Raw genomic sequence first — 26,027 nt, 5'->3', positions numbered from 1 at the left:
GTGAGAGATTTGAAGTCTACTAAAGCAATAGGAATGATAGAAGTGAGAAGTTTGATAGGAGCAATTCAAGCTGCTGATACAATGGTTAAATCTGCAGATGTTGAACTTGTGGATATAGATATTGTAGGATCTGGAATTGTAGCGGCAATAGTCGTTGGGGATGTAGCAGCAGTTACTTCTGCGGTCGAAAATGGAAAAGAAAGTGCTAGTAAAATAGCTGAAATAGTCTCGACGAATGTAATAGCTAGACCTCATGAAGAAGTAAACAAAATATTATAGGTGGTGAGATAAATGATAAATCATCTAACAAAAAGTATTATGAGTAATATTTCAAATAAAGCTATTAATATCCAAGAAGATAAAGTTAATAAAAAAGTAGAAAACGTAAATAAAGACGAAGAAAAGCTACTAAAAGAAATACTTTATAAAAATCAGAATAAAACTAATCTAAAATCTTTAAAAGAAAAACAAAACAATTTAAACTATCTTAAAAATGAAAATCCTATAAATAAAGTATCAGAAGCTGAAAAAAAATTAAATAATATAGAAATGAAAACTATTGGAAGTTTAAGTAAAAAAAGTGACTTTACAGAAGAAAATAATAAAAGTAATAAAAATATAAAAATGGTTAGTATAAAAGATCTAGCTAAATAAGGGGGATTAGGATGAGAAAAGCCCTAGGAATGATTGAAGCAATAGGACTAACTACAGCAATTGCAGCATTAGATAGCGCAGCCAAAGCAGCAGATGTAACTTTAATAGGTTTTGATAAAGTTATAGGTGTTGATAAAGCCGTAAGCGTAACCATCCATATAGTAGGTGAAGTAGCAGCAGTAAATGCAGCTATAGACGCAGGTGTTAATGCTGGCAATAGAGTAGGTAAAGTTGTTTCAAGTAGGACTATTGCAAGACCACATGAAGAAATAGATTTTTTAATAGAAGAATTTAAAAATAATCTTAAAAAAAAAGAATAAATAATTTGGGGAGGAAAAATTTATGAGTCAAGCTCTAGGAATGATAGAAACAAAAGGTTTAGTTGGTGCAGTAGAAGCAGCAGATGCTATGGTGAAGTCTGCAAATGTCACACTAATGGGATACGAAAAAGTAGGTTTTGGTTTGGTAACAGTAATGGTAAGTGGTGATGTAGGAGCAGTAAAAGCGGCAACAGAGGCAGGCGCTGAAGCAGCAAGACATGTTGGAGAACTACATTCTGTTCATGTAATACCTAGACCACATTCAGAAGTTGAAAGAGTAATATTAAAAAGTAAAGAATAAATAAATGGAAAATAAAAAAAATTTAACTCAAAACATTTTAAAAAGTATTAGTAATACTATAAATGAAATGAAAGAGTTTTATCCATTTATTACAGTTCCTATAAATCACCCTAAAATTAATGAAATAATAAAGCTACTTAATAGTGAAGAAAAAACATCTACAAATACTAGTCATAATTTAAAAGAACTAGATAAGCAAAGTGATTGTGATGATCATAAATCAGTAATAACTTTAAGTGATATAACTCAAATAAATGAAAAAAAACTAATTATACCCAAAAACGCTATAATAACACCTATGGCACTTGACTACATAAAGCAAAAAAACATAGATATTATATTTTATGAAAATGAATAATGGTGGTATGAATATGCAAATAGGAAAAGTGATTGGAACGGTAGTAGCAACAAGAAAAGATGAAACCTTAGTAGGAAGTAAATTATTAATAACTCAACCATTAAATATAAAAGAAGAAAGTGATGGCAAGCCTTTAGTTGCTGTAGATACAGTTGGTGCTGGTATAGGGGAATTAGTTATTTATACAGAAGGTACGGCAGCTAGAAATGCAGCAGGAAAATATGATTCTTCAATAAATGCAGCAATAATTGGGATAATCGATAATATTGACGTATGGGAGGATGAACTTTGAAATATATAAAAAAGGCTATGGAGTATAAGGAGCTAGTAGATACTCTTATGAGCGATAAGTATCATGCAGATATTGTTTTGTATGGTGGCAAAGTTATAAATGTATTAACTAAAGAGATATATGAAGCAGACGTAGCAATAAAGGGAAAATATATATTACTAGTTGGAAATTGTGAAGATTTAATAAGCAAAGATACTATAGTTGTAGATGTTAGAGGTAAGTATGTATCACCTGGTTTTATTGATTCACATATGCATTTTGAAAGTAGTATGCTTACAGTTACAGAGTTTTCTAGACTATCAATACCTTCAGGTACTACTACCTTAATAGCAGATCCTCATGAAATAGGAAATGCACTAGGTCCTATTGGAATGAAAGCCATGGCAGATGAAGCAAGTTATGTTCCTAATCACGTTAGATTTGTTGTACCTTGCTTAACTCCAGATTGTCCCAGTTTAGAAACGGCAGGGGTAGATGTAACTTCTAAGGATATGGAGGATCTACTAAATTATAAAAATATTATAGGTATTGGAGAGCTTCAAGGCTTTAGCAATGCTAAACATGTATATAATAATAGTCCTGAGATAATTACGGATCTAATCACATCAACTATGTATGCTAAAAGTATAAATAAAGTAGTAGATGGAAATGCACCAGAATTATTTGGAAAAGACTTAGCAGCTCATATTATATGTGCAGGTGGAAAGTGCTCTTGCCATGAAACTACAACTAAAGAAGAATGTGTTGAAAAGCTAAGACAAGGTGTGTATGTATTCATGAGAGAAGGATCTACTCAAAAAAATATGTCAGAGTGTATAAGAGCAATTACTGAGGATAAGTTAGATTCTAGAAGATGTATATTAGCTACTGATGATATGGTAGCAGAGGATTTAGAAAAATTAGGCCATATGAATGAAATAGTAAAAAGAACTATAAAACAAGGTATTAACCCTGTTGAAGCAATACAAATGGTTACAATAAATCCAGCTACATATTTTGGTCTAGAAGATAGAGGGATATTATCACCTGCAAAAATTGCTGATATTGCAATAATAAATGATTTAGAAGAAATGGATGTGGAGGGTGTATTTATAGAAGGTAAATTAGTAGCAGCAGAAGGTGAAATATTAATACCAATGCCTAAATATACATATCCACTAGATGTAAAAAATTCTGTGAAAAGAGACAAAGTAACAAAGTCTCAATTAGAAATAAAATCTGATAAAAGAGAAGTTTTAGTTAGATGTATAGAAGCGATTCCTGATCAAAATCTTACTGGTGCTAGTGAGGAAGTAGTAAAAGTAAGTTCAGGAGTTGTAGAAGCTGATATACATAATGATATATTATATATAGCTTGCTTAGAAAGATACGGAAGAAATAATAATATTGGAAAGGCATTTGTTAAAGGTTTTGGACTTGTAAAGGGTGCTTTTGCAGAAAGTGTAGCTCATGATACACATAATATTATTGCAGTTGGAACAAATCTAAATGACTTGGAAGTTTCTATTAATGCAGTTATAGATATGGGTGGTGGAATAGCAGTTGCAAATAATGGAAGAGTATTAGAAGAACTTAGATTACCAGTTGGAGGTTTAATAACTGATGAACTTAGTGGAAGTGAAGTAAGTGAAAAAATATCTATTCTTGAAAAAGCTGTAAATAATCTTGGAGGTAAAATACATGCTCCATTTATGCATTTATCCTTCTTAGCATTATCAACAAGCCCAAAATGGAAAATAACAGATAAAGGCTTAGTAGATGTAAATAACTTTGAGATATTAAATCCTATTGTAGACTAAACTATATATTTTTTAGATAAATCAATTAAATATAATTTTATTAAATAAAAGGCTGTATGAAATTAATTTATCATACAGCCTATTTATTTAATTTTATATTAATCGGCCACAAACATATCTATGAATAATATTTCTATCATCTCCTAGGTATATAAATCTTTCTAATCTTTCCATCAAATTATAGCTATCTATATTAAGATTAGAATCATCTATAACTAGAGCATCGAAATCATAGCCATTTTCAAAGCTTCCTACCTTACCAAAGAAGGAACCGCCACCCTTTGTAGCCAAATAAAAGGCTTCACTTAGCTTTAAAAATTCATGGTCTTTATTATTTACCCAAAGTAATTTAGAAAACTCAATAGCATATACTATAGTTTTAAAGATAGAAAAGCTGTGTCCACCACTTACATCGCTTCCAAGTCCAAGTTTAACATTATTATTTAGAAGCTTCCTAATAGGCATTATTCCACTTGCTAAGTTTGCATTTGAAGTAGGGCAATGAACAGCATAAACATTTTTATTTTTCATTAAATCAATTTCTTCATCTGTCAAATGGATACAGTGTGCCATAAGTGTAGGATTATCGCCAAATAAGTAATTTTTATCGTATACGTCAGCATAGTGCTTAGAATCAGGATGAAGCTCCTTAACCCAGTGAATTTCACCAATATTTTCACATAAATGAGATTGAATAGGTATGTTATTTTCTTTAGATAAATTTCCTAATGAATTTAGCAAGCTTTCGCTACAAGTAGGAACAAATCTAGGAGTAATTATCGGTTTAACTAAATCAGAAATGTTATTATATTTATTTATAATTTCAATTGTGCCAGAGATAGAGTCTTCTGTATTTTCACAAAGACTATCTATGCAGTTTCTATCCATGTTTACTTTTCCAATATATCCACCTAACCCTTTTTCCATAAATAGATCCATAAGCTTCATTGTAGAATCTTTATGAATAGTTGCGAATACACAGGCTCTAGTAGTTCCATTTTTATATAGTTCATCAACAAACATAGAATACATTTTTTCACTGTAATTTACATCCTTATATTTGGACTCCTCAGGAAATGTATATTCATCTAACCATGGTAGTAGCTCTTTATCCATAGCAATACCAACGTTCCTAAACTGAGGAGCGTGACAATGTAGGTCATTCATACCAGGTATAATTAACTTATCTCCATAGTCAATTACTTCATAGGACTTATAATCTCCAGGCAAGCTATTATAAACATTAATAACCTTGTTATTGTCTATTAGTATATAACCATTTTTAATTATTTTAAATTTTTCATATGTAGGGGCAAAAATTATATTTCCTTTAATAAGTTTCATATAGCACCTCCCAAGAAAAAATAAATATATGAAATATATTTATTAGTAATGTATATGAAAGAAATAATTTATTTATGTTTTTTCATATGAATTCAGTGATAGATAGGTATTAAAAGTCATATGTTTAAATAAATAGATTTTTGTTTGTTAAATTTGATTTAATAAATTGGAGGTTATTATGATAAAAGAGGTACATAAGCCTTATACCTTAAATGAAGCTTTGGATTTATTAGAGAATAATAAGGCTAAAATATTAGCAGGAGGAACAGATTTAATATTAGAGGCTAAGAATGATAGATTTGATAAAGAAATCTTAGTAGATATTTCTGATATTGAAGAATTAAAGTATGTTGAAGCTAGGGACAATAAAGTAAGGATAGGGGCATGTACTACCTGTAGTGAATTGATAAAATATGAATTTATGGATAGAAATTTATCTGGGTTAAAGAAAGCCTGTAAATCATTAGGTTCACCACAGATTAGAAATAAAGCAACTATAGGAGGAAACATTTGTAATGCTTCTCCTAGTGCAGACATAATACCACCACTAGTAGCATTAGATTCTAGTGTTTATATTAAAAGTAAATATGGGGAAAGAAAAATAAAATTAATAGACTTAGTTAGTAATAGGGATTTAGCTATAAAAGATAACGAAATATTAACATATATAGAGTTTGAAAAATTAAATAAAAATCAGTACTTATCTTTCTATAAATTAGGTCTAAGAAAGTCATTAGCAATATCTAGAATTTCCGCTAGTGTATGTGTAGACATAGAAGAAGGTAAATTCTCAAATATAAAAGTTTCTTTAGGTTCTATAAGTAATATGGCTATAAGAGCTTATGAAGTTGAAGAACACCTTAAAGGAAAATTTATAGAAAAAAATATTATAAATGAAGCTTTAGATATATTAGAAAAAAATGTAGAAAAGTCATTAAAAAATAGAAGTACTATGGAGTTTAAATCCTATGCAGTTAAAGGTGTTTTAAAAGAAGCTATAGATGAAGCTATAAATTCATACAATGCTATTTAAAATAGGGAGGTATTATGAAAAAAGTAAGTTTAAATATTAATAATAAGGTTTTTGATGTTGATATAAATGAAGATGAGAGACTAGTAGATGTACTTAGAAATAGACTTAATTTAACAGGTACAAAGGAAGGCTGCTCAGAAGGGGAATGTGGAGCTTGTTCTGTAATTATTGATGGTGAAGTAGTTAACTCTTGTTTAATACTAGCAGCCACAGTTGAGAACAAAGATATTATTACTATTGAAGGTGTTAATGATGATTATATAAAACAAGCTTTTATTGATGAAGGTGCAGTTCAGTGTGGATTTTGTACACCAGGAATGATATTAAGTGCAAAATCAATATTAGATAAAAATAATTCACCAACTAAGGAGGAAATAAGAGAGGCTGTATCAGGGAATTTGTGCAGATGTACAGGTTACAATAAGATAGTTGATGCTATATATCGTGCATCAATATTAAGGGGAGATAAATAGTGAAAGTAGTTGGTAATAATATAAAAAGAATTGAGGCTATGGACAAAGTAAATGGTAAAGCCATATACCCTCAAGATATATATTTTGAAAATATGCTTTATGGAAAAACTCTACGTTCGTCAAAACCTCATGCTTATATAGAAGTAGATATTAGTGATGCTAGCGAAATGGATGGTGTAATAAAAATTTTTACAGCAAAAGACTTACCATATAATCATCATGGAGTAGTATTTAAAGATCATGAAGTTTTTTGTAGTAAAAAGGTTAGGAGAATAGGTGACCCAATTGCATTTGTAGTAGCAACATCTAATGAAATAGCAGAAAGAGCTATAAAATATATAAAAGTAGATTATAAAGAAATCGAACCAGTTTTTGATCCAGTAGAAGCTATGAGTAAAGAAAGCCCAAAAGTTCATGATAATGAAAGTAATATTGTTTATCATTTTAAATTGAGAAAGGGAGATGTAGAAGAAGCTTTTAAAAATTGTGATGTAATAGTAGAAAATGAATATAAAGTACCTCAAGTTGATCATGCTTTTTTACAGCCAGAAAGTGGTGTTGCTCTTATTGATGAAAATGATAATTTAATACTATATACATCAACTCAATATCCTCATTTTGATGTGATTGAAATATCTGAAGCTATAAATATAGATAAGAATAAAATAAAAATAATTAACTGTGCTGTAGGTGGTGCTTTTGGAGGAAGAGAAGACATTACCATGCAGATACATTTGTCATTAGCAGCTCAACATTTAAAAATGCCAATCAAAACAGTCTATACAAGGGAAGAATCCTTTGCAGCCCATTCTAAAAGACATTCAATGATTATGAAATATAAAACAGGTGCAACCAAAGATGGAAAAATAAAAGTCGTAAAAGCATGTATCATTGGAGACACAGGAGCATATGCTTCCTGGGCAATAAACGTGATGCGTAAAGCGGGAGTACACGCAACAGGTCCTTATGAAGTAGATAATGTTTATGTAGATAGCTATGCAGTATATACTAATAATCCTATAAGTGGGGCTATGAGAGGGTTTGGAGTAACTCAAATACCAGTAGCTTATGAGCAACAAATGGATATTATTGCTGAAAAATTAAATATAAGTCCTGTAGAAATAAGGAAAAGAAATATTTTTAGAAAAGGTAGTAAAACAGCAACAAATCAATTGTTGGAAGAAAATGTAGTTCTTGAAAAGTGTATCGATGAAGTTTGCAAAGAAATTGATTTAGACAATGAGGGGACAGGAATTGGAATAATGTATTATGGAACAGGCTATGGAAATGGATTCCCTGATGTATCTAATTGTAAAGCTAAAATAAATAGTGAAGGTAAAATGGAACTATATGTAGGTGTAACAGAAGTCGGCCAAGGCGCTAAGACTATTATGAGTCAAATAGGAGCAGAAACAATAGGAATAAGTATTGATGATGTAATATTAATTCATGAAGATACATCGTTAGCACTAGATGCAGGCACAGCTGCAGCAAGCCGACAAACTTATAACACTGGAAATGCTATAAAAATAGCTTGTGAAAAATTAAGAGAAGAATTAAATAAACACTGTAAGGGTAGATTTGATTTGAGAGATATATATGAAAAAGTTGGAGAAGAGAAGCTTACAGTAGAGGGGTCCTTTGTAGCTAATACTACGCAGATGAATGAAGAAACTGGAGAGGGGAATCCTTATTGGCCTTATACTTATGGAGCTTGTGGAGTAGAACTTGATATAAATGAAAATACAGGTGAAGTTAATATATTAAAAGCGGTCATAGCTCAAGATGTAGGAAAAGCAATAAATCCAAATTTGGTCGAAGGTCAGATGGATGGTGGATTTGCAATGGGGATAGGATATACATTAATGGAAGACTTAAATGTTGTAAGAGGGGAAGTTAAAAATAATAAATTATCAAAATATCTAATACCTACATCTCTAGATACTATAGATTTTAAAAAAGTCATTGTGGAAGATGAGGATTTAACAGGACCATTTGGAGCAAAGGGCATAGGAGAGCCTGTTATGATACCTGTAGCACCTGCAATACTCAATGCAATCGCAAGTAAGAGTAACATTAGAATAAAAGAATTACCTGCAAACTGCGATAAAATAGCTGTAGCTATTAAGAATAGAAAAAGAGGTGAATAAATGGATACTAAAAACCTTATTGACCTAGCTATTAAAAACAAAAAAGCTGAGTTAGTTTTAAAAAATGGAAAAGTTGTTAATGTTTTTTCCCATGAAATAGTTAATGGTGATGTAGCAATTAATGAAGGAATAATTGTTGGTATAGGAAACTATAGCGGAGTTAATGAAATTGACTTAGAAGGTAAATTTATAGCTCCAGGTCTTATAGATTCACATGTTCATATTGAATCATCTATGGTAACACCAAAGGAGTTTGCAAAAGCTATTGTACCAAGAGGAACTACTACAATAATCGCAGACCCTCATGAAATTGCAAATGTATGTGGACTAGAGGGAATAGGGTATATGCTAGAAGATGGTGAGGATATTCCACTAGATATATATTATATGTTGCCATCATGTGTACCAGCTACTAACTTTGAAAGCTCTGGAGCCATTCTTAATGCCGATGACCTAGAAAAGTTTATAGATAATCCAAGGATTTTAGGTTTAGGAGAGATGATGAATTACCCTGGAGTAATATACAAAGATGAAGAGGTAATGAAAAAACTAAATTTAGCAACTATTAATAATAAATATATAGATGGTCATGGACCAAATATAAAAAATGGAGAATTAAATGCTTATGTCATTAGTGGAGTAAGAACAGAGCATGAATGTTCAACAGTTGATGAAATGATAGATAGATTAAGATTAGGAATGTATGTGATGATAAGAGAAGGCTCTGCTGCTAGAAACTTAGAAACATTAGTAAGAGGAATAAACAACTATAATATTCAAAGATGCTTATTTTGTACTGATGATAAGCATCCAGAGGATATACTAGGCAAGGGCCATATTGACAATAATATAAGACTAGCAATACAGAATGGAATAGACCCAATATCTGCTATACAGATGGCAACAATAAATGCTGCTACTTGCTATAATCTAAAAAATACTGGTGCTATAGCTCCAGGCTATTTTGCAGACTTGATAATAGTAAATGATTTAAAGGAATTTAATATCCAGAAGGTATATAAAAAGGGAATTTTAGTTGGAGAAAATAAAAGGCCACTTTTCAGTACAAAAAGTAATTATAATCCTAACGTTAATAATACAGTGAAGATAAGTGAAATAAATAAGAAAAACTTAAGTATAAAATTAAATAAGGATATAGTAAATGTAATAAGATTACTTCCTCATAACTTGGTAACAGAAAAAGTAGTTAGGAAGGTAGATGTAGAAAATAATGAATTTAAGTATAATGATAAATTAGATATTTTAAAATTAGTAGTAATTGAAAGACATAATAACACTAATAATATAGGGCTTGGTCTTGTAGAGAATTTTAGTCTTAATAATGGTGCCATTGCAACTACTATAGCTCATGACTCACACAATATTATTGTAGTTGGTGACAATGATGATGATATACTAAATGCGATTAAGGAAGTTGAAAAAATAAAAGGTGGTATTGCTATTTCTTCAAATAGAAAAATACTTGATAAATTACCTCTACCAATAGGAGGAATAATGAGTGATAAAGATATTGAATATGTTGATGATAAGTTAAGAAATATGATGGATATAGCTCATAATAAATTAAATGTAAATAGAGATATTGATCCATTTATGACTTTATCATTTTTAGCATTACCTGTTATACCTCAGATTAAATTAACGGACAAAGGCTTATTTGATGTTATGAATTTTAACTTTATGGATATATAATTCTAGTAATTTTTAGTTTTAATAAATTTATATATAGATATTATAATTATGTAATCTCGGAATAAACTGTTTGTAATTAATATATAAATATATTATAATGTAACTAATGTAAATATTATTTTTCAGCTTTGCTGAGGGAGTAGTTTGCACTGGACGGTGTGGCTAGATCAACATAATGACTTTTTAGTCTGGTCTAGTCTTAAAAAACGAGACTCATGCATGCTTATTTAAGCATGCGTAAGTCTCGTTTTTTTGTGCGGTAAAAGCTATATAATTAAATATGGAGGAGAAGTTATGAGTATAACAGTAATTTTATTAACAGCAGTTGCACTTTCTATGGATGCTTTAGCAGTATCTATAACCAAAGGTATGACAATTAAAAAATTAACTAAAAGTTTGGGGATTAAAATAGCTTTAGCCTTTGGACTATTCCAAGGTCTTATGCCACTTTTAGGTTGGATGATGGGAATTGGGTTTGAAAAATATATTAAATCTGTTGACCACTGGATTGCACTAATATTATTAAGTATTTTAGGATTAAAGATGATTATTGAATTTATAAAATCTAAAAAAGAAGAAGAAACTCAAGCTGAGTTAGAGTATAGCGCGACTAGTGTGGAAGAAATAAGCAATAAAGAATTATTAATGCTTGCTATAGCAACAAGTATAGATGCATTAGCCATTGGAATTAGCTTTGCATTTTTAAATGTAAGTATATTGCCAGCTTCTATAATTATAGCTCTAATAACATTCTTAATATGTATAGCTGGAGTTTTCGTTGGCCATAAGGTTGGAGATATATTTAATGGCTATGCGGAGTTTGTAGGAGGAATAATATTAATTCTTATAGGTGTAAATATATTTAATGAACATACTCAAATAATAAGTAATTTAATAAATAACATATTTTAATTTAAAATAGTAACCATTATTTTTGGATAATATATTCTAGAATAGTGGTTATTATTTTATAGCGTTATTTGTGTTGAAAAATCCATAATTATATGTAATAATTTATTAATGCTTAATAACTAAAAAAGGAGATATTTTATGAAAAAAAATAGATATAATGAGTCGGGAGTTAAGCTTCTTGGTAAATAAGGAGTTTATCTGAATTTATAAATCCTTATTTATCAAGTCGCTATTAAAAACTAAATAGTCTTATAAATAAAGGAGAAAGAAATGAATAATACTACATTTGAAAAATTACAACTAGAACAATTAAAGGAATTAGTTAAAATATATTGCGTAAGCTCACTTGGGAAAAATCTAATAGACAAATTAGAACCAAGTGGAAATTATAATATTGTAAAAAGAAGATTAAAAGAAAATATAGAAGCTAGAAAAATACTAGAAAATAGTAATCATGTACCTTTAGAAGGGTTATTTAATATTATTCCTATTATAGATAAAGTAGATAAAGGTATGATATTAGAACCTCTAGAGTTAATACGTATAGAAGATTTTTTAAGAGGTTGTAGAAAAATAAAATCTTTTATGGTGGATAAAGAGTTTTATTCCCCAACACTTAGCTCTTATGCTTTAAACATAACTGAGTGTAAAAATATTGAAGAAGAAATAAAGTATTGTATAAAAAACAACAAAGTAGATTCTGAGGCAAGCAAAGAATTAAAAAAGATAAGAAGAAATATTGAAATTGCTGAAGGGAAAGTAAAGGAAAGACTGAATAAATTCTTAACTTCTAGTGTTAACAAAAAATATATACAAGAGTTTATTATTAGTAAAAGAGATGACAGATATGTTATACCTATTAAAGCTTCCTTTAAAAATGAAGTTGATGGAGTAATACTAGATACTTCATCAAAAGGAAATACTGTATTTATAGAGCCAAGAAGTGTTTCAAAGTATAGCTTAGAATTAATTACCTTAAAATCAGAAGAATCAATAGAAGAGTATAAGATTTTATCTTATTTAACAGAGTTAGTTTTTGAAAAGATACAAAATATTAAACTTAATATAGAAATAATTTCAGAATATGATATGGTATTTGCAAAAGCTAAATACAGTCAAAATGTTAAAGGAACAACTCCAAAAATAAATAATAAGGGTTATATTAACATAGTAAATGGTAAACATCCTTTACTAAATGGTAATGTAGTACCTCTTAATTTTAGAATAGGAAAAGACTACAGGAGTTTAGTAATAACAGGGCCTAATGCAGGTGGAAAAACAATAGCATTAAAAACTGTAGGATTATTAACTCTTATGACGCAATGTGGTTTTGATATTTCGGCAGATGAAGATACTGATATATGTGTATTTGAAAAAGTATTTGTGGATATTGGAGATAACCAAAGTATTGAAAATTCACTTAGTACATTTTCTTCACATATACAAAATATATCTAATATTATGTCTAGTGCAAATAGCTCTACACTTTTATTATTTGATGAAATAGGTTCTGGAACAGATCCAAATGAAGGTGCAGGTCTAGCAATAGCAATACTAGAAGAATTTTATAAAATGGGATGTATAACTGTTGCATCTACACATTATGGTGAAATAAAGAAATTTTCAACAGACCATCCTGAATTTGAAAATGCAGGAATGATGTTTGATAAAGAAACTTTAGAGCCTATGTATAAGTTAACTATTGGTAAGTCAGAAGACAGTAATGCCTTATTTATTTCAAAAAAAATGGGAATAAAAGATAGAGTATTAAAAAAAGCTAAAGATTATATAAACAATAAAAATTACAGCCTAGATTTAGTAGATAGAAATAAAATAAATAAATCAGAGATAATAACTGATGATGTAAAGATAATAGATATACCATTGTATGAAATAGGAGACAAAGTTACTTTATTAGATAAAGAAGGAACTGGAATTATTTATAAGCCAGTAGATAAATTTAATAATGTAGAAGTTTTATATAACGAAGAGTTTATAACTGTTAATGCAAAAAGAATAAGTTTACAATTAAAGGCTAAAGATTTATATCCCCAAGGATATAACTTAAATACTTTATTTGTTAGCTACAAAGATTTAAAGTTAGAGCGCGATATACAAAGAGGATCTAAAAAAGCATTAAAAAATATACAAAAAGAAATAAGAAAAAATAAACAGAATAATTAATAATAAACAAAGCTATCTCGTATAAGAGGTAGCTTTTTATAATGCTAATAAATTAAAGTTATTTATCGTAATAGCTAAATTTTATTAATTATTTAAAACAAACATTGACATATTATTAGGTGGAATATATAATTATTAAAAATTAAGATAATTTTTAAAATAAAAATTATAAAAACATTAAAAAATAAACAGACTATTATGAATTAATTCTAGGGGGACATTTAATACTAAAAAATTAATTATAATAGTTATTTTTATACAATATAACAAATATGAGGAGAGCTAATATGTTAAATTTACAAAAATCATGCAATGTTGCAGCAGGTAGAGAAAAAGCAAGTATCGTATTTAAAAATGCAAATGTAGTTAATGTGTTTACAGAAGAAATAATAAAAGGTGACGTGGCAATATATAATGATACAATTGTAGGGATTGGTAAATATGATGGAGATAGGGAAATAGACTGTAGCGATAAGTATATATGCCCTGGATTTATTGATGCTCATATGCATATAGAATCAACTATGGTTATGCCACATGAACTATCAAAAATTCTCCTTAGAGCAGGAACAACATCAGTAATAGCGGATCCTCATGAAATAGTAAATGTTAAAGGTAGTAAGGCAATAGAATTTTTAATAAATGCTACAGAAAATGTTCCTATGAACATATATATAATGCTTCCTTCATCAGTTCCAGCTACAAAATTTGAAACCAATGGAAGTGAATTTACTTCAGAAGATGTAAAAAAGTATATTAATCATCCTAGAGTATTAGGTTTAGGCGAAGTAATGTGCTTTAATGATGTAATAGCTGGAGAAAGTGAAATATTAAATAAAATAAAACATAGCAATAATAAAATATGTGATGGTCATGCCCCAAATGTATATGGAAAAAGATTACAAGCATATGCTTGTGCTGGAGTAGAAACAGACCATGAATGTACGACTTTTGAAGAAGCTTATGAAAAAGTACAGGCAGGATTAAAAATACTAGTTAGAGAAGGTAGTGCCGCTAAAAACTTAGAAAATATAATTACAGGATTAAATAATAGTAAATTACCAATAGACAAATTCATGTTCTGTACAGATGACAAGCATTTAGATGATGTAAAGAAAAATGGGCATATAAGTTATAATGTAAAACGTGCAATAGAGTGTGGAATGGAGCCTATAAAAGCAATAAAACTAGCAACATATAACAGTGCAAAAACTTATGGACTAAAGAAAACAGGAGCAATTGCACCGGGATATAAAGCAGACATGTTAATATTAAATGATTTAAATAATATTGATATATTTAGTATATATAAAGATGGAAATATAGTAGATGATAGTACCTTTAATAATTACGATTATAAAATAGAAGATATAGACATGTTAAATACAGTTAATTTTAAAGAAGTCTCAATAGAAGATTTAGGATTAGAGGCTAAGGAAAAAAATTATATTATTGGTAATGTACCATACCAACTTTTAACAGAAAGATTATATGAAAAATTACCACAAGAAAATGGATATTTTAAACCTAATAAAGAATACTCAAAGCTATGTGTAGTTGAAAGACATAAAGGGACAGGGAATGTTTCGGTAGCACCATTTAAAGGTTTTGGAATAGAAAATGGAGCTATAGCAACTACTGTTGCACATGACTCTCATAATATTATTGTAGCTGGAGACAATGATGAAGATATATTATTAGCAGTAAATAGATTAAAAGAAATACAAGGTGGATATGTAATTACTTCAGATGGAAAGGTAGTTGGAGAATTACAATTAGATGTAGCAGGATTAATGAGTAGATTAAGTTGTGAAGAAGTAGAACATATTACAAATGAAATGATAATTACATCGAGAAATATGGGCATTCCAGAGCATATTGACCCATTTATTACACTTTCTTTTATGGCATTACCAGTTATACCACAAGTTAGACTTACAGATTTAGGACTATTTGATGTAGACTCATTTACAATGTTAAATGATTAATAAAACATATAAAGATATTTATAAATAATTATTATTGAAGGGTATTGTTTTTAGCAATACCCTTTAATGATATCTTATGAAATATAATTGATACTAACAATAAGATTAATAATATGAAATTTATATTGAGTAGCTATGATATAATAAAATCATTATTTAAATACAGTAAAAGGAGGGAATCCTCTTATTATGAAAAATCAAGTAAAAATATCAATAAGAAGCTTAGTAGAATTTATAATGAGGCATGGTAGTATTGATAATAGATATGTTGGTTCCGTTAAAGCAATTGAAGGAATAAGAGGACATCAAAAGATTCAAAAATCTTATGGTGATAATTATAGTGCGGAAGTTCCTCTTAAACATAACTTTACCTATGAGGGGCTAGATATATTAGTAGAAGGTAGAGCAGACGGAATACTATTAGAAAATGAAAAGATAATAATTGATGAAATAAAAACAACAACAAAAGATTTATTATTAATTGATGAAGATTTTAATCATCTTCACTGGGCACAAGCAAAGTGTTATGGATACATATACTGTCTACAAAATGATTTAAAAGAAATAGATATTCAAATAACCTATTATAATATAGATAGTAAATCAACTCGTATACTTAGAAAAAGTTATACATTTGAAAAATTGAAGAGTTTTTTCTATTGGCTTATAGATGAATATAAATACTGGGCAAAATTAGAAAGTGATTGGATAGAAAAAAGAAATAAATCTATAAAAAATCTAACATTTCCTTTTGAAGAATATAGACCAGGGCAAAGAGATTTGGCAGTAAGAGTGTATAAAAGTATTACTGATAGTAAAAAATGTTTTGCACAAGCACCTACAGGAACAGGAAAAACAATATCAACATTATTCCCAGCTATTAAAGCTATGGGAGAAGAGCATACTTCAAAAATATTTTATTTAACAGCAAAAACTATTACAAGAGAAGTTGCACAAAGTAGTGTTGATTTGATGAGAATAAAAAACTTATATATTAAAGCAGTAACAATTACGGCAAAAGAAAAAGTATGTAAAATGGAAGTAGTTAATTGTAATCCTGACTATTGTATTTATGCAAAGGGTTACTATGATAAAATTAATGATTGTTTAAAAGAAATTTTTAATAAATATGATGATTATGGAAGAGATAATATTGATAAAATAAGTGAAGAATATAAACTTTGTCCCTTTGAATTATGCTTAGATTTAACATTATTAAGCGATATTATAATTTGTGATTATAACTATGTTTTTGATCCTAAAGTATATTTAAAAAGGTTTTTTGATGTAAAATCTACGGATTATACTTTTTTAATTGATGAAGCACATAACTTAGTAGATAGAGCTCGAGAAATGTATTCTTCAATCTTATATAATGAGAAGATAACTAAAGTTAAAAAAACGCTTAGAAAAAAAGATAAAAAGTTATACAAAATCCTTAAAGAGGTGGAAGAACAATTAAATGAAAAAATAGATTTATTAGAAATATTAGAAGAAGATAATTTAGTTGAAAAAGAATATCCTATAGAATTATGTAATTTGCTTAGTATGTTTTTGAAAGTTGCAGATGAATATTTAGCAATATCAAAAGAAGACGATGAAGACCTAATGGATTTGTATTTTGATATACACGGATTTATATCAATAAGTGAAATATATGATGAAAATTACGTAACTATATTCAAAAAGGACTATAATGGTATAACTACTAAATTGTATTGTGTTAATCCATCAAAATCTATAGTAGAAAAAATGAAAAAAAGTAAAAGTTCTATAATTTTTTCAGCAACATTAATTCCTATGGATTATTTTAAAGAAATGTATGGTAGCAGCGAAGAAGATTTTATTATTAATCTCAAGAGTCCATTTGATATTAACAATAGATTACTTATGATTGGAGATAATATTTCAACTACTTATAATAAAAGAAATGAAACAAGTGTAGATATAATAAAATATATTGCTAACACTGTTAGCTGCAAAAAGGGAAATTATATGGTGTTTTTCCCATCATATAAATACATGGAATTAGTATATGAAAAAATGAAAGATAAATATCCTAATATTAATGTAATTATTCAAGAAAGCAATATGAGTGAAGAAGCTAAGGAAGATTTTTTATCTATGTTTGATGAAAATAATGAAGATACCCATGTTGGATTTTGTGTATTGGGAGGTCATTTTTCAGAAGGAATAGACTTAACTAATGACAAATTAATAGGTGTTATTGTTGTAGGAGTAGGAATGCCTCAAATTGGGATTGATAGAGATATAATCAAAAATCACTGGAATGAAAATAATAAAGGATTTGATTATGCTTATATATATCCTGGTATGATAAAAGTACTTCAAGCAGCAGGAAGATGTATTAGGACGGATGAAGACAAGGGAATAATACTGTTATTAGATAGTAGATATTCGCAAGCTAGATATAAAAAATTATTTCCATATGAGTGGTATCCAAATATCAGCGTTAAAAAAAGTGATGATGTTTTAGATTTGTGTAATAATTTTTGGAATTAAAAACCTCTTAAATATATCAACAATAATAAATTTTATTTTTGATATATGGGAAACCTAGTTTTAAGAAAACTTTAAAAGAGGTGACATAATAATGAGAGAAAATTCAAAATCTGGTGGTATGAAAGATTTAGTTAAACAGTTCTTATATACTGAAAGTGAAAATACTAATACTGATAGAGAAAAGGTTGTAGAAATTGATCCATGTGGTCATAAAACTATAACTAATAAGGCTGGTGCAGGTCCAGAGGTAAAAAATAAAATAAATAACCACTATCAATCTGAAGGTGTTGGTAGAGAATTTAAATAAAAAAAATAATATTATCATTATATACTCCCTTTATAGTAAACAGTTAAAAAATAAAAACTGTAGCTATAAAGGGAGTATATTTTTATGTCAATAGAATTATAAAAAATAAAAAAGTTTTCTAAATTTCATTTAGAGAAAAAAAAGTGTATAATAATATATAATAATCATTATCGAAAAAAGATTTATTTAGCTGAAAAAGTCATACGTTATATAATAATGTGTGAACTTTTTTACGTATAAATAAATTATGATAGGTCATAATCTGTCTATAATTCATGCACAAGAGTGACAACAATAAACCAATAGTAAGTAAATTGAAATCGCCGACGTAGTCGCTTAAAAAAGCTTTTGAGCAACGGACAGAGTCGTTGGCGACATGAGTGAAGCGAATTTTTTACGTTGACATATAAGTAAAGGAGACATACATGATAAAAGAATTAAAGATAATTAAAAGAAATGGAAGTATAGTTGATTTTGATAAAAGAAAAATAGAAAGTGCAATTTTAAAAGCAATGAGATATGGTAGTGGAATTTATGAAGATAGCATTGCAAAGAAGATAGCAGATGAAATTGAATCTATGTGTTATCAAAGTGCACTTTCACCTACTGTATATCAAATAGAAGAAAAAGTATATGGTATGTTAATAAATAATAAACAAGATCTTACGGCCAAGGCATATGAAGGATATAGAGCGGTTCAATCTTTTAAAAGAGAAACAAATACAACAGATAATAGCATACTTGGGCTCTTAGACAGAAGTAATGAAGATGTACTAAATGAAAATTCAAATAAAAACGGACTATTAGCAACAACACAAAGGGACTTAATAGCAGGAGAAGTTTCTAAAGATATAGCTAGAAGAAAATTAATACCAGCTCACATAGTACAAGCTCACGATGAGGGAGTATTACACTATCATGATATGGACTATGCAATGCAATCAATTCACAACTGCATGTTAATTAATTTAGAAGATATGTTAAATAATGGTACAGTTATTAACAATAAGATGATAGAAAAACCTAAGTCATTTATTACGGCCTGTACTATAGTAACGCAGATTATAGGACAAATAGCAAGTGGTCAATATGGAGGAAGCTCTATAACCATAAGACATATAGCTCCATTCTTAAGATTCTCTTATGAAAAATATTTAAATAAGTATAAAGAAAAATATCCAGAAGAATTAGCTACAGAGCTAGCACAAGATAGGATGATGGATGAATTAAAGTCAGGAATTCAAACTATAAGATACCAACTATCTACGCTACACACAAGTAATGGCCAATCTCCTTTTACAACTATTTATTTAGAAATAGCTGAAGGTGAAGAGTATGAACATGAGATGGCATTAATATGTGAAGAAATGATAGTTCAAAGACTTGAAGGAATGAAAAACTATAAAGGTCAAGAAATAGGAGAAGAGTTCCCAAAACTAGTATATTTATTAGATGACCATAATTGCTTAGAAGGTGGCAAATACGATTATATTACAAAGCTCGCTGCAAAATGTAATACAAAAAGATTAGTTCCAGATTATCAAAGTGCAAAAATAATGAGACAAAATTATGAAGGAAACACATTCCCACCAATGGGTTGTCGTTCTCATTTAAGTCCATATAAAGACGAAAATGGTAATTACAAATGGTATGGTAGATTTAACCAAGGGGTAATATCTCTTAATTTAGTACAAGTAGCACTTACTGCAGGCATGAATATGGAAAAGTTCTGGCAAGTATTAGATGAAAGATTAGAACTTTGTAGAGATGCATTAATGGTTAGACATAATCTTTTACTAGGTACAATTTCAGACGTTTCTCCTATACATTGGCAACATGGTGGGCTTGCAAGGTTAGAAAAGGGCGAGAAAATAGATAATTTATTAAGAAATGGATATTCTACATTGTCACTTGGATATGTAGGAATTTATGAAATGACTCAAGCAATGCTAGGTGTTTCTCATACTACTAAAGAAGGTGAAGAATTTGCACTAAAGGTAATGAATCATCTTAATGAGGCATGTACAAAATGGAAAAAAGAAACTGGACTTGGTTTTGGATTATATGGAACTCCAGGAGAAAGTTTAACTTCAAGATTCTGTAGAATTGATAAGCAAAAATTTGGAGAAATTAAAAATGTAACGGATAGAATGTACTATACAAACTCTTACCACGTACATGTTGCAGAAGAAATAGATGCATTTACAAAGCTTAAGTTTGAAAGTCAATTCCATGATATTAGTTCTGGTGGATGTATAAGCTATATTGAGGTTCCTGATATGAGTAAAAACATAGGTGCGGTTAAGCAAATTATAAATTATATTTATCATAATATACAATATGCTGAAATAAATACTAAACCAGATATTTGTTTCAAATGCAATTACTCAGGGGAAATAAAATTAGATGATAATTTAGAGTGGTATTGTCCAAACTGTGGGAATAAAAACAAAGAAGAAATGCAAGTAATGAGAAGAACATGTGGATATATTGGATCTAATATGTGGGGAAAAGGTCGTACTCAAGAAATCGGAGAAAGAGTACTTCATTTATAGATTACAGGAGTGATAAATTTGAGGTTTTCAAAAATTAAAGATAATGACATAGCAAATGGTTCGGGAATAAATATGTCTCTTTGGACACAAGGATGTCCTCATCATTGTAGAGGATGTTTTAATATTGAAACTTGGGACTATAATGGTGGAAGAGAATTTAATCATGAAGATTTAAGATATATAATTAATAACATTAATAAAAATAATATAAACAGAAACTTATCTATATTAGGAGGAGAGCCCCTATGCCCTCCTAATATAGAAGGTGTTTTAGAAGTTTGTATAGAATTTAAAAAAGTATATCCAAATAAGAAAATATATTTATGGACAGGATATGAATTTGAAAACTTTAATGAAGCTCAAAAAGAAATCTTAAAGTATATTGATGTATTAATTGATGGTAAATTTGAAGAAAGCAAAAAGAATATTACATTATTCTTAAGAGGGTCAAGTAATCAGAGAATAATAAATGTAAAAGACTCAGTAATTAATAATAGTGTAGTATTATATAATGAAAAATCATTATAAAAATATTTACAAAGAAATACTTTTCAAGGAGAAATAATATGACAGTAATAATAGATGCAATAAAAATGTGTGAAGAAAGTATAAAATATCAACAAGAACAAGTAGAAAAAATATCTAAGCTGATAAATAGAAAGCCTGAATTTGTAATTATAAATGCTTCTGATGATGAAGGAAATGCAAGATACATAAAAGGAAAAATAGCAGAAGGCGAAAAAGTTGGACTAAAAGTAAGTTCAATAAAATTAGAATCAAACTGTAATGATGAAGATGTTTTAGAAATAATAAACAGATGTAATGAAAATAAAATACCAGTAATCCTTCAATTACCAACTTTTAATCATTTAGACACAAATAAACTTCTTAGTGCAATAGAAGATGAAGTAGATGCAGATTGCTTTAATGCAAAATGGATTGGTGAAATAAATTTAGGAAATGATAAAAAGTTAGCACCAGCAACGCCTAAAGGTGTTATATCTATACTAGAATACCATAAAGTTGAGATGGAAGGAAAAGTAGCTTTAGTAATAGGTAAATCTAATCATGTTGGAAAGCCATTATGTGCTATGCTAATGAATAGAGGGGCCACATTAATAAATGCAAATAGTAAAACTAAAGATTTAGGGGCATTAGTAAGACAAGCAGATATAATAATATCTTGTGTTGGAAAAACTGATTTGATTGATGCAAATGATATAAAAGAAGGTGCAGTAGCTATTGGGGTAGGATTTACATACATAGGAAGAAAGCAAATATTAGACTTTGATGTAGATAAAGTTTTATCTTTAAATAAAGCGGATTTAGTTTCTAATAGAATTAATTGTACTGGAAAAGCTACAATAAACGCTTTAATAGATAATGTTATTGAACTTTATAAATTAAATTTTAAATAATAATTACCAATGTAAATAGTGGTAAGTTTATAAAAAGTAGTGAAAAAGTTACAGTTTTGTAATATTATATAGGAAATAAATCTAGGGCTAGGAGGGCTAATTTATGAGTATAAAGAAAAATATTTTAGCAATGGCAATAGCATCTATAATGGTTTTTCCTATATTTAATACAGCATATGCTACTAGTAATAATATAGATAATGAATCAAAAGTAGAATATGATGAAGTTATATTTAGCGATTGGTATAAAGATGGTCAAAATATAATTATTAGAGATGATTATGCAAGTGACATGAATAATTCATTTATAGTAGAAGATTATGAAACAGGTAAAAAATTTAATATGATAAGAACAGGAGGTTCTAATCATGCAGATGTAGAACCTGTAAGTATAGATGATTCTAAAATAATAAAAGAAATATGGGGTGGATTTAGTTGGAGTAGAAGACCAGTACTAATTCATATAGATGGGAAAGTATACGGTGCATCAATGACAGCTATGCCTCATGCAGGATTAGATAGTGAGCCGGCTAGAGCGTACACTGAAAAAAATAGAAGTGATGGTTATGGCAAAGGTATAAACTATGATTCTGTAAAGGGAAATGATGTTGATGGTCATATGGATATTCATTTACTAAACTCAATGACTCATAATTCTAAAAAATTGGATAGTGCACACCAAAATAATATTAAGTTGCTAATGGATAAATTTAATTAAGACTATGAGGCGTATAGACAGTTTTGTTTGTACGCTTTATTTATATATTAATTGTATTTTTATTTAAATATAATTAATATAACCCTAAATTGATTTAATAGTATACGGTGGTATTAGTTAAATTAATTTGGTAAAATATTATTAATGACAATTTAATAAGGTAATCGGAGGATTTTTTAGTGATAAAATTAATAGCATCAGATATGGACGGAACGTTATTAGACTCAAAAAAAAATATTAATAATGAGTTTTATGATGTTTTGGAAAGAATTAGTGAGAAAAATATACTATTTGCAGCTGTAAGTGGGAGAGAATTAAGATCACTTAAAAATGTATTTAAAGATGTAGATAGAGATATTATATTTGCTTCAAATAATGGAAATCTTATTATGTACAAGGATGAAGTACTATTTGAAAATTATATAGAAAAACATATGATAAATAAAATAGCACCTATTGTAAGAAAAGTATCTAAACACAACACAATATATTGTTCTAAAGATGTTATCTATAGTGAGAGTATACTTCCGGCAATAGTTGGGGCTAAATGGAAGTTAAAGGTTAAAGTAGTAAGAGACGTAACTAAAGTAGATGATAAAATACTTAAAGTAACTACATTTGGACCAGAAAAGGTAGTGAATAGAGGTCTTAAAGCTTTTGAAGTGCTAAATAAAGAACTTATGATAACACCTTCTGGGTCAACGTGTTTTGATATCTGTAAACTGGGTGGAAATAAAAAGCAAGCTATAAAAATATTACAAGATAGATTTAATGTTGATTATGAAGAAACTATGGTATTTGGGGATCATATGAATGATTTTGAAATGATGGATTCAGCATATTATAGTTATGCTATGGAAAATGCAAAAATAGACATTAAAAATAAAGCAAGATTTATTGCGAAGAGTAATGATGAAAATGGAGTAGTTGAAGTTATAAAAGACGTTGTGCTTGGTAAAGATGCTTTAAGCTTAAATATATAGAAATTATTACAAAAGGATGGGGTATTATGAATGAGAAATTAATTAGAATTTTAAACGAGGCAAGAATAAATCCTAAACTTAAGCAAGCTCTTATTGACACTAGAAGCGCAAAAGATCCAATGGATGCTTTTTGCAATACTATTACATCTTTCGGATTCCAAATGACTATAGGGGAGATATTTGAAATTGGTGAAGAATATACTTCAAATTTACTTAAAAGTTGTAATGGAGGGGCTGTGTACCCAATTGAAGGCTGGGATGATTGGTATGAAGATTTTTTTATTTCACTTAGTTATAAATAAAATTTATATTTTAAATTAATTATTATTAACTAAGAAAAATATAGCAAAAATTGTAACTTCTTCATATGTTATAGTGAATAGATATATCTATTCACTATAATATATGAAGGTGATGTATATATGTATAATTTTGATAATATCACACCAACAAATGGATTTGATTCACAAAATCTAATTAATGCAAGACAAAATAACTATGCATGGTCAATGAGTGAACTAGGAGAATATATATATGTTGGTACAGGACGAAATATTCTATTAACTGTTATAAGAACAATATTCCCATCTGCTAACTTACCAATATCAATAGACCCAATCGAAACTGACTATCAAGCTGAAATATGGAGATACAAAAAAGATGGAACTCAGCCATGGGAACAAGTATTCAAGACAGAAGACCCTGGTATTTATGGATTTAGATTTATGATAAATTTTGCGGCTTTTGGTGGATTCCCAGCATTATATGCTGCAGGTGCATCAGTAAATGGAGAAGTGATTATATATAAATCTGTAAACGGAGTAGATTGGAAGACTGTAACAAATGAAGTTAAACCTTCAGGAACGATACAAGGAACATCCTCAAGAGCAATGGTTGTACACGATGGGAAATTGTATTTAGCGACAGTTGATGAAACTGGAACAATACCGGATGCATTATTGTATAGTAGTAAAGATCCAGAATTTTATCTATGGGAACTAGAGACTAAATTAAGTTCTACACCAGGTTACGATCCAGACAAAAATCCACAAGGTAACATAACTAATATGGAAGTTTTTAATAAGCGTATTTATGTAGCAACAAGCACTGAAGATGGTGTTCAAGTTTGGAGAACGGATTCAGAAGAACCGAGATTTAATGATTGGACTTTAATAGTAGATAAAGGTTTTGGTGATGAATCTAACAAATACAGTTTGGCAATAGGTGTATTTAAAAACTACCTATACGTAAGTGGAACAAAAGAATTACCGTTATCTTGGGCTATTCCTAGAGGATGCGATATTATAAGAATTGATAAGCATGATAATTGGGAATTGGTAGTAGGAGGAATACCTTTTGAACCTGCTATTCCAACAAATGGTGAAAGAGGGAAGAGTATATCTGGTTTATGGTCAGGATTTAATAACCCATTTAACGTATATGCTTGGCAAATAAAAGAATATAAAGGTAAATTATATATTACTACTTTTGATGACTCAACAAATATGCAAGTAATACTTGAGTTGATTTTGGCAAATAGAGAAGCGGTTGAAATGATGATAGGTAAGTTTATAACTGCAATTCTTATAAATGTATATACTTTAGTGGTTGAAACTTTAGCTTTAGTTGACTATCCTTTTGGATTTGATATGTACGTATCAAGTGATGGTAAGAAATTTAAACCATTATTCCTAAATGGATTATATAACAGATATAATTATGGTGGTAGAATGCTTCATGTAGATTGTGAAAATGATTTATATTTAGGAACTGCTAATCCTTTCCAAGGTCTTGAAGTATATAAATATGACAATTGTAGCAACTATTGTGGGTGCGATTGTAGTAATTATAATATATATAAAGAAGAAAAACATTTTGATGAAAAATATTTAGAAATAAGCAAAGAAATAGAACAATATTTTGATTTATTGGCAGAGCATAAATCTGAAATTGAAGAGATGTTTAATAAGTTATTAAATGGAAGAAGATTTAGATAGTATAA

Annotated in this window: 24 protein-coding genes; 23 read left to right on the top strand and 1 reads right to left on the bottom strand. The window is 28.8% G+C overall.

Going from position 1 to position 26,027, the window contains the following annotated elements:
• Genes ACI48P_RS12585 through ade (ACI48P_RS12555) form a run of 7 tightly spaced genes read left to right on the top strand, consistent with a single transcriptional unit; the run spans position 1 to position 3,724 of the window.
• Complete coding sequence (locus ACI48P_RS12585; protein WP_475216199.1) at positions 1-279, top strand: BMC domain-containing protein; 279 nt, start codon at positions 1-3, stop codon at positions 277-279.
• A 12-nt stretch (positions 280-291) separates the two neighbouring features.
• Positions 292-654, top strand: coding sequence for a hypothetical protein (locus tag ACI48P_RS12580; protein ID WP_475216198.1), 363 nt, complete (start codon positions 292-294; stop codon positions 652-654).
• Positions 655-665: 11 nt separating this feature from the next.
• The gene (locus ACI48P_RS12575; protein WP_475216196.1) at positions 666-974 is read left to right on the top strand and encodes a BMC domain-containing protein; all 309 of its coding nucleotides are present in this window, start codon (positions 666-668) and stop codon (positions 972-974) included.
• Positions 975-996: 22 nt separating this feature from the next.
• On the top strand, positions 997-1,275 hold the full coding sequence (locus ACI48P_RS12570; RefSeq protein WP_475216193.1) for a BMC domain-containing protein: 279 nt from the start codon (positions 997-999) through the stop codon (positions 1,273-1,275).
• Between the two features lie 4 nt (positions 1,276-1,279).
• Positions 1,280-1,633 (top strand): hypothetical protein, encoded by a 354-nt coding sequence (locus ACI48P_RS12565; RefSeq protein ID WP_475216190.1) that lies wholly within the window; start codon positions 1,280-1,282, stop codon positions 1,631-1,633.
• Positions 1,634-1,646: 13 nt separating this feature from the next.
• On the top strand, positions 1,647-1,925 hold the full coding sequence (locus tag ACI48P_RS12560; protein WP_475216189.1) for a EutN/CcmL family microcompartment protein: 279 nt from the start codon (positions 1,647-1,649) through the stop codon (positions 1,923-1,925).
• Entirely contained in the window at positions 1,922-3,724 is a 1,803-nt protein-coding gene (gene ade / locus ACI48P_RS12555) for an adenine deaminase (protein ID WP_475216188.1), read from the top strand. Before ACI48P_RS12560 ends, ade (ACI48P_RS12555) begins: the two co-directional genes overlap by 4 nt.
• A gap of 93 nt (positions 3,725-3,817) precedes the next feature.
• Here ade (ACI48P_RS12555) and guaD read toward each other — a convergent pair whose 3' ends face one another.
• Positions 3,818-5,068, bottom strand: a complete 1,251-nt coding sequence (gene guaD / locus ACI48P_RS12550; RefSeq protein WP_475216187.1) for a guanine deaminase — start codon at positions 5,066-5,068, stop codon at positions 3,818-3,820.
• 178 nt (positions 5,069-5,246) lie between these two features.
• On the opposite strand from guaD, the gene ACI48P_RS12545 reads away from it, so the two are divergent.
• From ACI48P_RS12545 to ACI48P_RS12470, 16 genes are all read left to right on the top strand, one after another.
• Entirely contained in the window at positions 5,247-6,101 is an 855-nt protein-coding gene (locus ACI48P_RS12545) for an FAD binding domain-containing protein (RefSeq protein ID WP_475216186.1), read from the top strand.
• A 14-nt stretch (positions 6,102-6,115) separates the two neighbouring features.
• The gene (locus ACI48P_RS12540) at positions 6,116-6,574 is read left to right on the top strand and encodes a (2Fe-2S)-binding protein (protein ID WP_475216185.1); all 459 of its coding nucleotides are present in this window, start codon (positions 6,116-6,118) and stop codon (positions 6,572-6,574) included.
• On the top strand, positions 6,574-8,724 hold the full coding sequence (locus ACI48P_RS12535) for a xanthine dehydrogenase family protein molybdopterin-binding subunit (RefSeq protein WP_475216183.1): 2,151 nt from the start codon (positions 6,574-6,576) through the stop codon (positions 8,722-8,724). Before ACI48P_RS12540 ends, ACI48P_RS12535 begins: the two co-directional genes overlap by 1 nt.
• Positions 8,725-10,437 (top strand): adenine deaminase, encoded by a 1,713-nt coding sequence (ade, locus tag ACI48P_RS12530; RefSeq protein WP_475216182.1) that lies wholly within the window; start codon positions 8,725-8,727, stop codon positions 10,435-10,437.
• Between the two features lie 294 nt (positions 10,438-10,731).
• Positions 10,732-11,349, top strand: a complete 618-nt coding sequence (locus tag ACI48P_RS12525) for a manganese efflux pump MntP (protein ID WP_475216180.1) — start codon at positions 10,732-10,734, stop codon at positions 11,347-11,349.
• Between the two features lie 270 nt (positions 11,350-11,619).
• A complete protein-coding gene (locus tag ACI48P_RS12520; protein ID WP_475216178.1) occupies positions 11,620-13,533 on the top strand; it encodes an endonuclease MutS2 in 1,914 nt (637 codons plus the stop codon).
• Positions 13,534-13,820: 287 nt separating this feature from the next.
• Positions 13,821-15,521 carry an adenine deaminase gene (ade, locus tag ACI48P_RS12515; RefSeq protein ID WP_475216177.1) on the top strand — a complete coding sequence of 567 codons (1,701 nt, stop codon included), beginning with the start codon at positions 13,821-13,823 and terminating at the stop codon, positions 15,519-15,521.
• Positions 15,522-15,710: 189 nt separating this feature from the next.
• Complete coding sequence (locus ACI48P_RS12510) at positions 15,711-18,044, top strand: ATP-dependent DNA helicase (RefSeq protein ID WP_475216176.1); 2,334 nt, start codon at positions 15,711-15,713, stop codon at positions 18,042-18,044.
• 91 nt (positions 18,045-18,135) lie between these two features.
• Positions 18,136-18,351 carry a hypothetical protein gene (locus ACI48P_RS12505; RefSeq protein WP_475216174.1) on the top strand — a complete coding sequence of 72 codons (216 nt, stop codon included), beginning with the start codon at positions 18,136-18,138 and terminating at the stop codon, positions 18,349-18,351.
• Between the two features lie 425 nt (positions 18,352-18,776).
• Entirely contained in the window at positions 18,777-20,906 is a 2,130-nt protein-coding gene (gene nrdD / locus ACI48P_RS12500) for an anaerobic ribonucleoside-triphosphate reductase (protein WP_475216173.1), read from the top strand.
• A gap of 18 nt (positions 20,907-20,924) precedes the next feature.
• A complete protein-coding gene (gene nrdG / locus ACI48P_RS12495; RefSeq protein ID WP_475216170.1) occupies positions 20,925-21,434 on the top strand; it encodes an anaerobic ribonucleoside-triphosphate reductase activating protein in 510 nt (169 codons plus the stop codon).
• 38 nt (positions 21,435-21,472) lie between these two features.
• Positions 21,473-22,324, top strand: coding sequence for a tetrahydrofolate dehydrogenase/cyclohydrolase catalytic domain-containing protein (locus tag ACI48P_RS12490; protein ID WP_475216169.1), 852 nt, complete (start codon positions 21,473-21,475; stop codon positions 22,322-22,324).
• Positions 22,325-22,427: 103 nt separating this feature from the next.
• A complete protein-coding gene (locus tag ACI48P_RS12485) occupies positions 22,428-23,042 on the top strand; it encodes a hypothetical protein (protein WP_475216167.1) in 615 nt (204 codons plus the stop codon).
• Positions 23,043-23,221: 179 nt separating this feature from the next.
• On the top strand, positions 23,222-24,025 hold the full coding sequence (locus ACI48P_RS12480) for an HAD family hydrolase (protein WP_475216164.1): 804 nt from the start codon (positions 23,222-23,224) through the stop codon (positions 24,023-24,025).
• Between the two features lie 26 nt (positions 24,026-24,051).
• The gene (locus ACI48P_RS12475) at positions 24,052-24,327 is read left to right on the top strand and encodes a Nif11-like leader peptide family natural product precursor (RefSeq protein WP_475216162.1); all 276 of its coding nucleotides are present in this window, start codon (positions 24,052-24,054) and stop codon (positions 24,325-24,327) included.
• Positions 24,328-24,447: 120 nt separating this feature from the next.
• Positions 24,448-26,022, top strand: coding sequence for a hypothetical protein (locus ACI48P_RS12470; RefSeq protein ID WP_475216159.1), 1,575 nt, complete (start codon positions 24,448-24,450; stop codon positions 26,020-26,022).
• Positions 26,023-26,027 lie beyond the last annotated feature (5 nt).

This window comes from Romboutsia sp. LXY-2 (assembly GCF_056171995.1).
The sequence above is the reverse complement of the archived record's forward strand: the minus strand, read 5'-3'. Positions and strand labels throughout refer to the sequence as shown.

Excerpts from the sequence above, each read along its gene's own strand:
- ACI48P_RS12580 (WP_475216198.1), top strand. The coding sequence starts at position 292 with ATGATAAATCATCTAACAAAAAGTATTATGAGTAATATTTCAAATAAA.
- ACI48P_RS12575 (WP_475216196.1), top strand. The coding sequence starts at position 666 with ATGAGAAAAGCCCTAGGAATGATTGAAGCAATAGGACTAACTACAGCA.
- ACI48P_RS12570 (WP_475216193.1), top strand. The coding sequence starts at position 997 with ATGAGTCAAGCTCTAGGAATGATAGAAACAAAAGGTTTAGTTGGTGCA.
- ACI48P_RS12565 (WP_475216190.1), top strand. The coding sequence starts at position 1,280 with ATGGAAAATAAAAAAAATTTAACTCAAAACATTTTAAAAAGTATTAGT.
- ACI48P_RS12560 (WP_475216189.1), top strand. The coding sequence starts at position 1,647 with ATGCAAATAGGAAAAGTGATTGGAACGGTAGTAGCAACAAGAAAAGAT.
- guaD (WP_475216187.1), bottom strand. The coding sequence starts at position 5,068 with ATGAAACTTATTAAAGGAAATATAATTTTTGCCCCTACATATGAAAAA.
- ACI48P_RS12545 (WP_475216186.1), top strand. The coding sequence starts at position 5,247 with ATGATAAAAGAGGTACATAAGCCTTATACCTTAAATGAAGCTTTGGAT.
- ACI48P_RS12540 (WP_475216185.1), top strand. The coding sequence starts at position 6,116 with ATGAAAAAAGTAAGTTTAAATATTAATAATAAGGTTTTTGATGTTGAT.
- ade (WP_475216182.1), top strand. The coding sequence starts at position 8,725 with ATGGATACTAAAAACCTTATTGACCTAGCTATTAAAAACAAAAAAGCT.
- ACI48P_RS12525 (WP_475216180.1), top strand. The coding sequence starts at position 10,732 with ATGAGTATAACAGTAATTTTATTAACAGCAGTTGCACTTTCTATGGAT.
- ACI48P_RS12520 (WP_475216178.1), top strand. The coding sequence starts at position 11,620 with ATGAATAATACTACATTTGAAAAATTACAACTAGAACAATTAAAGGAA.
- ade (WP_475216177.1), top strand. The coding sequence starts at position 13,821 with ATGTTAAATTTACAAAAATCATGCAATGTTGCAGCAGGTAGAGAAAAA.
- ACI48P_RS12510 (WP_475216176.1), top strand. The coding sequence starts at position 15,711 with ATGAAAAATCAAGTAAAAATATCAATAAGAAGCTTAGTAGAATTTATA.
- ACI48P_RS12505 (WP_475216174.1), top strand. The coding sequence starts at position 18,136 with ATGAGAGAAAATTCAAAATCTGGTGGTATGAAAGATTTAGTTAAACAG.
- nrdD (WP_475216173.1), top strand. The coding sequence starts at position 18,777 with ATGATAAAAGAATTAAAGATAATTAAAAGAAATGGAAGTATAGTTGAT.
- ACI48P_RS12490 (WP_475216169.1), top strand. The coding sequence starts at position 21,473 with ATGACAGTAATAATAGATGCAATAAAAATGTGTGAAGAAAGTATAAAA.
- ACI48P_RS12485 (WP_475216167.1), top strand. The coding sequence starts at position 22,428 with ATGAGTATAAAGAAAAATATTTTAGCAATGGCAATAGCATCTATAATG.
- ACI48P_RS12475 (WP_475216162.1), top strand. The coding sequence starts at position 24,052 with ATGAATGAGAAATTAATTAGAATTTTAAACGAGGCAAGAATAAATCCT.
- ACI48P_RS12470 (WP_475216159.1), top strand. The coding sequence starts at position 24,448 with ATGTATAATTTTGATAATATCACACCAACAAATGGATTTGATTCACAA.